This is a genomic window from Phormidium sp. FACHB-1136 (genome assembly GCF_014697375.1).
Taxonomy (GTDB): Bacteria; Cyanobacteriota; Cyanobacteriia; order Phormidesmidales; family Phormidesmidaceae; genus Nodosilinea.
The window spans coordinates 1-8,780 of record NZ_JACJRS010000148.1 but is presented as its reverse complement, the minus strand read 5'-3'; the positions used below and the strand labels follow the sequence as shown (position 1 = coordinate 8,780).

At 55.1% G+C, this 8,780-nt stretch carries 9 protein-coding genes and 1 pseudogene; 5 read left to right on the top strand and 5 right to left on the bottom strand.

The features are described 5' to 3' along the window. The 4 genes from H6G62_RS24780 to H6G62_RS24765 form a co-directional block, all read left to right on the top strand. Nucleotides 1-299, top strand: a 299-nt coding sequence (locus tag H6G62_RS24780; protein ID WP_199325222.1) for a hypothetical protein, incomplete at its 5' end; no start/stop codon positions are given. A gap of 49 nt (nucleotides 300-348) precedes the next feature. Continuing rightward, nucleotides 349-1,761, top strand: coding sequence for a hypothetical protein (locus H6G62_RS24775; protein ID WP_190500201.1), 1,413 nt, complete (start codon nucleotides 349-351; stop codon nucleotides 1,759-1,761). Then, on the top strand, nucleotides 1,748-3,124 hold the full coding sequence (locus H6G62_RS24770) for a DEAD/DEAH box helicase (RefSeq protein WP_190500199.1): 1,377 nt from the start codon (nucleotides 1,748-1,750) through the stop codon (nucleotides 3,122-3,124). The genes H6G62_RS24775 and H6G62_RS24770 overlap by 14 nt, the downstream gene beginning before the upstream one ends. 39 nt (nucleotides 3,125-3,163) lie before the next feature. After that, nucleotides 3,164-3,301: a hypothetical protein gene (locus tag H6G62_RS24765; protein ID WP_190500197.1), complete on the top strand. Its 138-nt coding sequence runs from the start codon at nucleotides 3,164-3,166 to the stop codon at nucleotides 3,299-3,301. A gap of 454 nt (nucleotides 3,302-3,755) precedes the next feature. Here H6G62_RS24765 and H6G62_RS24760 read toward each other — a convergent pair whose 3' ends face one another. The 5 genes from H6G62_RS24760 to H6G62_RS24740 form a co-directional block, all read right to left on the bottom strand. Further along, on the bottom strand, nucleotides 3,756-4,520 hold the full coding sequence (locus tag H6G62_RS24760; RefSeq protein ID WP_190500196.1) for a hypothetical protein: 765 nt from the start codon (nucleotides 4,518-4,520) through the stop codon (nucleotides 3,756-3,758). Nucleotides 4,521-4,693: 173 nt separating this feature from the next. Continuing rightward, nucleotides 4,694-5,065, bottom strand: a complete 372-nt coding sequence (locus H6G62_RS24755) for a hypothetical protein (RefSeq protein ID WP_190500194.1) — start codon at nucleotides 5,063-5,065, stop codon at nucleotides 4,694-4,696. Nucleotides 5,066-5,160: 95 nt separating this feature from the next. Continuing rightward, complete coding sequence (locus tag H6G62_RS24750) at nucleotides 5,161-5,547, bottom strand: hypothetical protein (protein WP_190500192.1); 387 nt, start codon at nucleotides 5,545-5,547, stop codon at nucleotides 5,161-5,163. Between the two features lie 59 nt (nucleotides 5,548-5,606). Continuing rightward, on the bottom strand, nucleotides 5,607-6,101 hold the full coding sequence (locus tag H6G62_RS24745; RefSeq protein ID WP_190500190.1) for a hypothetical protein: 495 nt from the start codon (nucleotides 6,099-6,101) through the stop codon (nucleotides 5,607-5,609). Between the two features lie 185 nt (nucleotides 6,102-6,286). After that, the gene (locus tag H6G62_RS24740; RefSeq protein WP_190500188.1) at nucleotides 6,287-6,784 is read right to left on the bottom strand and encodes a hypothetical protein; all 498 of its coding nucleotides are present in this window, start codon (nucleotides 6,782-6,784) and stop codon (nucleotides 6,287-6,289) included. Nucleotides 6,785-8,114: 1,330 nt separating this feature from the next. On the opposite strand from H6G62_RS24740, the pseudogene H6G62_RS24735 reads away from it, so the two are divergent. Further along, nucleotides 8,115-8,780: pseudogene (locus H6G62_RS24735) on the top strand (hypothetical protein); the annotation flags it as partial.

Sequence of the window (8,780 nt, the reverse complement as noted above, 5' to 3'; positions counted from 1 at the left end):
GCACATTTCGAGGCATTGAGTCACCCCAGGACAGCGCCACCGTGATGGATTGGTGGAAGGGACGGCAGCAGGGGCAGGCTGACGCTCAACGTCAGCCCAAACTTGAATCAGAAGCCCAGGCCCAGGGCAAACCTGAACGTGAACCTGTGCCTCAACCTAAAGCTCAGGATCAGAAGCCCGTAGACGTTGACCCAGCTCTAAAAGAGCTTGAGGTGCAGCAGCGCCAAGCCCAAACAGACAAAGACCCGAAAAAGCAACGGCAGCGGCGACGGCAGCGCAATCGCCAAATAGAACTATGAGCTATCGCCCCCAGGGGCCGCACTGTGACCCTCAGGAGTTCATGAAACCATGGTTTGTCATCCCCAGCCCAGCCCACCCCTGACCCTAGGCGACCTGCGCCGCTCAACGGTTCAGTTCTTGAAACGCATTGGGTTTGAACGGGGTCAGCGCATCTGGCTGAAGCTGAGCTGGGACTTGCCCCTAGACCTGGCCCCGGAGTGGGACTGCTACACCCGCAAGGGCCAGCGGATTCCTAAACACAGAGTCTTGCAAGGCACGATCACCAACATCGGATTCAAGCTGAGGCTGTGTCGGCCCAAAGGCAAACGTCGCAACCGGACGCGCTGGGTACCTGACGGCCCAGTCTATCGAGACGGGTGGAAATGGGTCTATCGGTGGTCACAGCAAGGGGCGACGGTTTCGTTCTATCCCAACCAACCCCAGGCGGGCATCAGCAACATCGACGTTAAGCGGTGTCGCTGTCTGTTCTATGAGATTGACGATGCCAGCTTTGATGAGCAGAAAGCACGACTGCGTCGGTTGTGCCGCACCCTGAAGGTCAAACCTGCGGCGGCCTTATTTAGCGGCAACAAGTCCCTCCATGTTTATTTCAGAATCAGCCATGATCTGGAACCGAAGGACTGGATTCGCCTGAACCGGAAGCTGTGCATTGTCCAAAACGCTGACCCCCAGATCTGTAACCTGGGACGGGCGATGCGCCTACCGGGAATGCTGAGACGAAGCGTGGTCGATGGCGAACTGTCTAGGCCCACCCTTATCAAGGTCATGTCTACCTTTGGTGAGTCGTTCAGCGCCGATGCCTTCGAGGCCAAACTGGACAGCATGGGCCTATTCCCCCATGGTCTCGACGATGCCCGGTGGCGGCAATGGTTCAAACTGCGCCTCAAAGCTGAAACGGAAACCGATATTGACCCGAAGACGGCCCTGCTCGAAGCGCCCCGGCCAGCCCAATCCAGAGCAGCCAGTACAGGTTCAGGGTACCAACTACGTCCTGTTTCGAGGCTCCATCACGCCCATCGCCGCGACAGTACACCCCTGATTGAATGTCTAACCCAAGATGATGCGGCGCTGATTCGTCAGGGAGTGCCCGAGGGGTTTCGGCAGACCTCAGGCTATAAGCTGGCCTGCAACCTGGTCGGCACAGCGGGGTTTTTAGAGCGCGAAAACGCCCGCTACTATCCGGCTCCTGAAGCGTTATTTAGAGACTACTGCGCCCGCTGTGCTCCCCCCATCAATGCCCTGGAGGCGGACTTAATCTGGGCCAACGCCAATCGCGACTTCCGACAACCGAGCCGTAGCGAAGCCTCGATTCGCAAGACCGTGGACTACTACTACGGCATCGCTCAGGCTAATCCCTACGCCCAAGCCGCTCAAACTGATGATTCCGTCGCCAATCCTGAACTCAAGACCCTGATTCGTACCTTCAGATACAAGGTCAAAACCACCGATGGCCCTCTATGACTACCAAGCCCAACTCTGTGATGACCTTCGAGCCGCGATTCGAGCCGGACACCGACGGATTCTGGCCTACCTCCCGACGGGGGGTGGGAAAACCTTTGTGGCGGGCAACATTGCCGCTGGAGCCGTCCGTAAGGGCAACCCGACCCTGTTCCTGGCCCACCGTGACCCCTTAATCGACCAAGCCTACCGCACCTTCAGCCAAGCCTTTGGGCTGCGTACCGGAATGATTAAGTCAGGCATCACACCCGACCTCAGTGCGCCCGCTCAAATTGCCCAGGTGCAGAGCTTAGCCCGTGCCCGTTCCCCCATCCCACCCTGGCGACTGTGCCTGATTGATGAGGCCCACAGCACCACCTTTTTTAGGGTCGTCCAAGACCTGATTCAAGCCAACCCCAACGGCATTGTGATTGGCCTCACCGCCACCCCCTTTCGCCTAGGCAAGTCATACTTGGCTGACCACTACACGGCCCTGGTGCAGGGGCCATCTCCGGCTCAACTGATTCAGAGGGGTAAGCTGGTGCCGCCTCGGTACTTTGGCTACGAAGACCTCGACTTGAGTAAAGTGACGGTCTCTAGCCGTACCGGAGACTTCGATCCCCGACAACTTCAGCAGGCCGTCAACCATAAGCCGCTCAACCAGAAGCTGGTGAGGGAATATCAAAAACTGGCGGGTCATCGCAAAGGGATTGTCTTTGCCACAGGCATTGCCGACTCGAAGGCCATTGCCGAGACCTTCAATGAGGCGGGCATCCGAGCGGTTCACCTGGATGGCTCGGTGCCCAACCGAAAGCGAAAGCAAATCTACCGAGACCATGAATCGGGTCGCATTCAGGTGGTCGTCAATGTCGGTACCTTGACCGAAGGCTATGACTGTCGCTCGATTGAATGCGTCGTGCTGAGGCGGCCCAGTCTGAGCCGCGCCCTGGTGATTCAGATGATGGGCCGGGGCCTGCGCATTAGCCCCGAAACGGGCAAAACCGACTGCATCATCATCGACTTTGGGACAGGCAACCTGAAGCGCTTTGGCCGTATCGAGGACGAATGGGCACTCAGTCTAGATCAGCCCCCAGAAGCCAAAACTGAAGTCAAACTCGTGCCCTGTCCCCAATGTCGAGCCCTGGCGACGGTCTTCCATCAGACCTGCCCAGAGTGTGGGTTCAAGCTCAAACCGGAAGCACCCCACCAACCGAAGTTGCTAGAGCCGATTCCCCATGAATGGGCCACGGAACAACTCAGCCCGGAGGAGTTGAAGCAGCAAGCTTACTACCGACGACAGCTCGCCCTAGCCTACCGTCGCGGCCATAAACCGGGGTTGGCGGTGGTCAAGTTCAAGGAGTTGTACCACGTCTATCCCCCGGCCTGATGGAGCCAGGGGGCGGTGTTTGGGTCTGAACCAACGCCAATGCAACAGGCTGAATACCTAGAGCGGATGGTAAGACTCGCCGAACAGTATGGCCTCGATGATGCCTGGGTGGCGCGTCAGATTCAGCTTGAGTTTGGCGATGGCTTCCAAGTCGATTCCATTGCCAAGGTGATCTAGCTACTGGCCTACTCCGCTATCGCGGGTCAGTCAGGACGTTGCAATCACAAACACGATGGCTAAACAAAATCAAGTCATTCAAACTGCCCAGGACAATCAGGTCGATCAAACTGATCAAACCATGCCCCTTTATCCGGTTCTGTTAGCCCTCTAGCGCCAAAGTCTCAGCCGTGCCCCAAGCGTTCGTTGTCTTTGTTCACAACCTCAGAGACGAACCCCAGAAATTAGGATTTAGCGACCTTAATCTCGTCAGCACCGATGTCTGGTTTGAGCTAATCAGCGCCGACAATGTTGCCAATTCAGATGGTCTACTGCCTCCAACCCTATCCATCGGTGTGGATTACTGACTAAAGCCAGCTTCGCCCGAGACAATACCATGCCAACGTTCAGGATGACTCTACATTGGGTTTTGGATCGACGGACGGATAGAGAACGGATCTGTAGCTCCAGTCACCTAGGGAGAAAAATCGTAGGATTGGACGGGCAGACTACAACCCTCCTGGTTGAGATCTCGTTTAACGGAGTTAATGGTGCGGAATCCCTCCCTTCCCCGTTCACGGAGGAAGATGGTCAATTGGCTGGCAAACCGAGATATACAAGTATTGGGGTTTTGTCTCAGGGTAGTCAAGGTTAGCAGAGCGGTCTCCACATCCCACGTGGGAACGGCGACATGGAGGCGACGCCAGGCCTCGGCCATAGGGTCAGGTAAGGAGGCTACTGTCGTTTGATTCGGTGGGGACGCGGCGGCTGGTTGGGGCGGTAGTGGTAAGGAGGCTAGCATCGCTTGATTCGGTGGTGGAGCGCTGGCAAGATGCTCAGCGGCCCCCTCCATACCACCTTGACTCGCCAGATTGACCCCAGCACAGATCTCTGCGAAGGGGCCAGATAACTGAGCCACTTGTAGGATCGCGATGCACTGTTGAATGGTGACGAGATTAATGTCAGCGTTCACTTTTCCCGCTTCGGTGCTGGTGCGAGCGGCCTGAACTCGGGCTAACTCAAGTTGAGCTTCGCCCAGTTCAGTACAAATCTGCTGACTTCGGCCCCCGATGGGAGTGGTGAAGGTGATGATGCCCCCCATGGCATTACTGGAAACGCTGGCCTCGCCGCCCCCAGATCCCCCTTGTCCACCGCCCCCGTAGAGCGATATCCCCAACGTGGGGGTGGGGCATTGAATCCCCGATCCAAAACCATGGAATTGATCGTTATTGGTTTGCACATTCGTCTGCTGATTGACCGTTGTTCCCGCACTATTCGACGTAGCCCGAGAGCTACTGCCAGAGATTGGTGCAACAATCGTTTCATCAGGTAGTTCATTAGCTCTAACGAAAGGGGCATAGAGCCAACTACTCACCGTCCAAATACTGATTACCAGGAGAATACGCTGCATGGCTAGAAGTTTGCAAATACACTAAGATTGGTAGTCCCTCCGACAGACAAGTTGCTGGACTGAGTGCCAACAGTGCGAATATCTTGGCCCGTTAGATCGAGTTGCATGAGACTAAAGGGCTGATCTAAGTCACGAATTTGAAAGGAAAGATCACCCGTGAGCGGGCTGGTATCCCCGGTGACGGGAAAGACGTTTTCTCCCTCCACATGAAATCCCCGTCGGGAGCGAATATCCACTTCATTGGAAATCGAGGTTCCTCGGGTGACTTGGGTGGAGAAACCCACCGAAAACCCTACACTTTGGGCCGAGGCTGGGGCAGATCGTCCAAGCTCTACCCCAAAAACAAGAGAGCCTGTGGCGAGGGACAGGGCCATGAACCCAGCCCGAGGGAAACTAGGAAAAGCAATATTAGCCGAGAAAATCATGATGGTTAGAGGCGTGAGGAACAGGAACAAGCGAGATAGCAGGGTTACTGGAACACGGAGAAAGTTCTCGAGTGAGTTTCTGTCACCGATGTTTGATTCGTTGTTCGGACATTGTTTGGCCCCGGTGTAAACTCATCCACCCCGAGGTTAAACTGCTGCAAAGGCTCGATGATGGTGAAGTCAGCCTGGGGTGAGATCGGCTGCTGTGGGATCACGGTGGTGACATTTTCTCCAGCAATGGCAAAGCCAGAACGATTGGTCTGACTCTCTTCAATGATCACGGTGTCGATGGTTTGATTGGTAACACTGGTGGTGCGCGAAAAGCCCCAGGCATCGGACGGAAAGCTTTGGGCAAACGCCGGAGCCTGAACGAGGCCCAGGATGGGCCAAGCCCACAGGATCGCAGAACCACCGATGACGATAAAACGCATGGAAAGACTCCTGAAAACAGTCGTGACGGTGAAAAGTAGATCAGGTGAGGCTAACCCCGCTAGGGGCTGGAGGTGGAACCGCCAAACACGCTAAAACTGCGGGTTTGGGTCAGCACCGCCCGCGTACCGGGGCCACCCGGAGAGATCGTAGCCTCGCCTAATGAGGTAATTTGCCCTCCCAAGTCTCCGGTAACGCCGCCCACTGTCACACTCAGGTCAGAGTAGGCCGGTAAGGTGACGCTCTCCCCCGGTGCTAAAACCATGGCCTCCGAGGTATTGGGAGTAAAGGTACTCATGGAAAAGGTGAAGCCACTCCCATCGGTGGGAGCCTGGAACTGGGCGTTTGGATTAAGGTGAATGCCGTCATTGAGTGGCCCCTGTACCGAAATCCCCGACCCAGAAATCGCGAAGCCCTGGGTGTTGTTGCTGCTGGCCGAACCTGCCGCCCCATCCACCGTAAGCTGTACCTGAGTTGCCCGACTTTGGGTAAAGTTGGCCTGGGCTGGAGCCGAATTCGCCCACCCAAGCGCCAAAACCACACTTAAAACACCCATCCAACGGATGTGTTGTCTTGTCATCATGTTATCTACACTCACAGGTTTAGAAGGAGTGAGAGTGCCCGAAGCACCCCCACCCCACGGAACTTCGTTACCCAGAGGATGCACCGACCTTCCCATACTGGGTCACTAGGGGGCACCCCGAAGCGACGCCAGCCGCCCGAAGCACCCCTGGGAAGGCTCTACCGGAAAACGCTTAACGAGCGCTGCTGAAGCAGAGTGGCCGTTGTACCAACCCCGCCAGCCGTGATCGTCGCAACCCCGGCACTCGTCGCATCACCTGCTAGAGTACCCGCCACCCCACCGGCTTGAATGGTGTAGCTGCTGTAATCAGGGGTCGTTGTAACTAGTCCATCTGCTGGGATGGCCACAGGAGCGACGGGGTCTGCCGCATTAACAGACTGGGCAAAGTTGTAGGTTAGATCATCTGGGGCCGTTGCTGCACCAGCCGTCACCGTACCCGTTGCATCAATGGTCGGTAGCGTGACACCAGTTAGGCCAGAGCCAGACATGGAGGAAGAGGCTCCTCGGGCGGTGGTTTCGATGGTGGTTGGGGCAACCTCAAGGGTGGCTTGGGTAGCGAAGTTAGTGTTAATCAGTTGAGCTTGTGCCGGTACTGCCTGGGCTAGCGTGAAGCCAGAGACAGCAAGGACAATAGAGCCAAAGTAAAAACGTTGCACGGGGAAGTCTCCTTAATGATCTGAGTCATCAACAGGGAACTTTGGATCTATTCGTGCCCTAGCATGTCGGAGGACATCGAGGCAAGAATAGTCCAGTTCCAATGAATTCCTTTGCCCATAGGGTCAGGAATTTGAGGCATATTCAAGGCCGTAGATAGCCGGACTTTGAATCGCCGTTGTCCTATGCTTCAGCATCTAATCTCAGCATCCGGAATATTTTGAGGTTTCCTCCCCAAAAAATTCCTGAAATTTGGAATTTCAGGATAAAAGCGTCCATTTTATTAGCCCCAAAAGCTTATACAACAAGACTTTCAGTCAAATTGACCCCATTCAAAAATATGTTAAATTCTCGACATATTTTCAGATATATAGAGAATTTTCTATCGCAAACAAAGCCTAATCTAGCATTTTTAGTGTGCCGAATAAAGTCACAATATATGTAATTTTGACCAATAAAATTAGTCGTTATTTAACGCACTTACTGAGATAACTATATTTCGAAACCCGCTTATTAACTTATATATTTATTAGCCAATATTAGTATAATCACGAGTATTTGAGTCAGGGTGTTCCGTATGTTCATATATTCGTAGAGGGTCGCGGTTGGTTGGTCGCTTGACTTATCCCTATCCCAGGTGAAATTTTGGAACATCCTGGGCTCAGGTGATCACGAGCCGTGAAGACAGCCCAGATGACTGTTCTTCATGGCTGGCAAGTGTCTGGCCCCCTGTTGATCTCCCTTGTGATCTCCCCGTTAACCTACTGAGGCTTAGCACGGATACCACTTGTTACGGAGACCACGGAGAGGGTGGCCCAACCTCAAATGTGACGGAAAATTACGCTTAGGCTGAATCCGTAAATGTTCTCAGGGGACGAAGGTGGGATACACCTTGATGTAGAGTCAGAGAAAAAACAGATTCTCTTCAGGCTTGGCTAGGCGTTTCTTCATCCCGACCTCGTGGCTCGTTGACGAGGTAAGGGGCTCCGGCGGGGCATCTCTGCGGTTGCCAACCCTTGGGCAAAGGTCGATGTTAGTTACTCAAAGGCGGTGCGGTTCAGCCCGGTCAAAGCACGGAGCAGGCGAGCACGCTTGAGGCGCGTTGGATATTCACTACGACACAAACAGATTAACTTACCCCACAGGCTATTCGTGTCAATGCCAAGTCCATGACGGTAACAGGCTGGCTCGGTATCGATGGCTGGGAGTACCGGGTGCCGTACAGCAAGATCACGGCTCACAAACCTAAGGCTGACGTTGAAGGGCCGCCACAGGGTTAAGTCAATCGCTATCGCGATGAAGGGGGGATGTGACGATTCCCCTCTCAGACCTATGCCCCAAACTCAGCGTAAACCCCCAACCCCCAGCGAAGCCCTGACCAAGCTGGGCTTGACCACGCCCTTACACCTGCTGCACTACTACCCCAAACAGCACCAGGTGATTCATCGCAAGAAAATGGCCCACCTCCAGCCGGGGGAGACCGTCCTGACCATCGGCCACGTTGTCCGTCACCGCATCAAAGAGGCCAGAGGTGGAAAACTGGTGGTGCAAACGTGGACTATCCACGACAAGACGGGTCGTCATCGACTGATGTGTACCCAATTCCATAAAGCCCGTCTTCCCTATACGTCCATGCAATGGCGGCGACGGCAGAATCAAACCTATGCCCAGGGCCGTCTGGTCGTGGTCTCAGGCCCAGTCAAGCACGATAGCTATGCGGGCTGTCTAGCCATCAACGGCGAGGTCTCGCCTATCAGCCCTAAGCAAATCGCCAGCCTCCCTAGCCGGGTGCTGAACCCGGTCTATCGGCTGAGCAAAGGGCTAGATATGGGCACCCTTCAAGACCGTATCCGAGCCGCGCTCAACACCACGACCCTCAAAGACCCAATCCCCGCCAAATTTAGGCAGCGGCATAACTTGATCCCATTGTCGGAAGCGCTGGCCCAGATTCACTTTCCGGTCAGTCCATCTCAGCTCGAAGCGGCCCGCCGTCGGCTG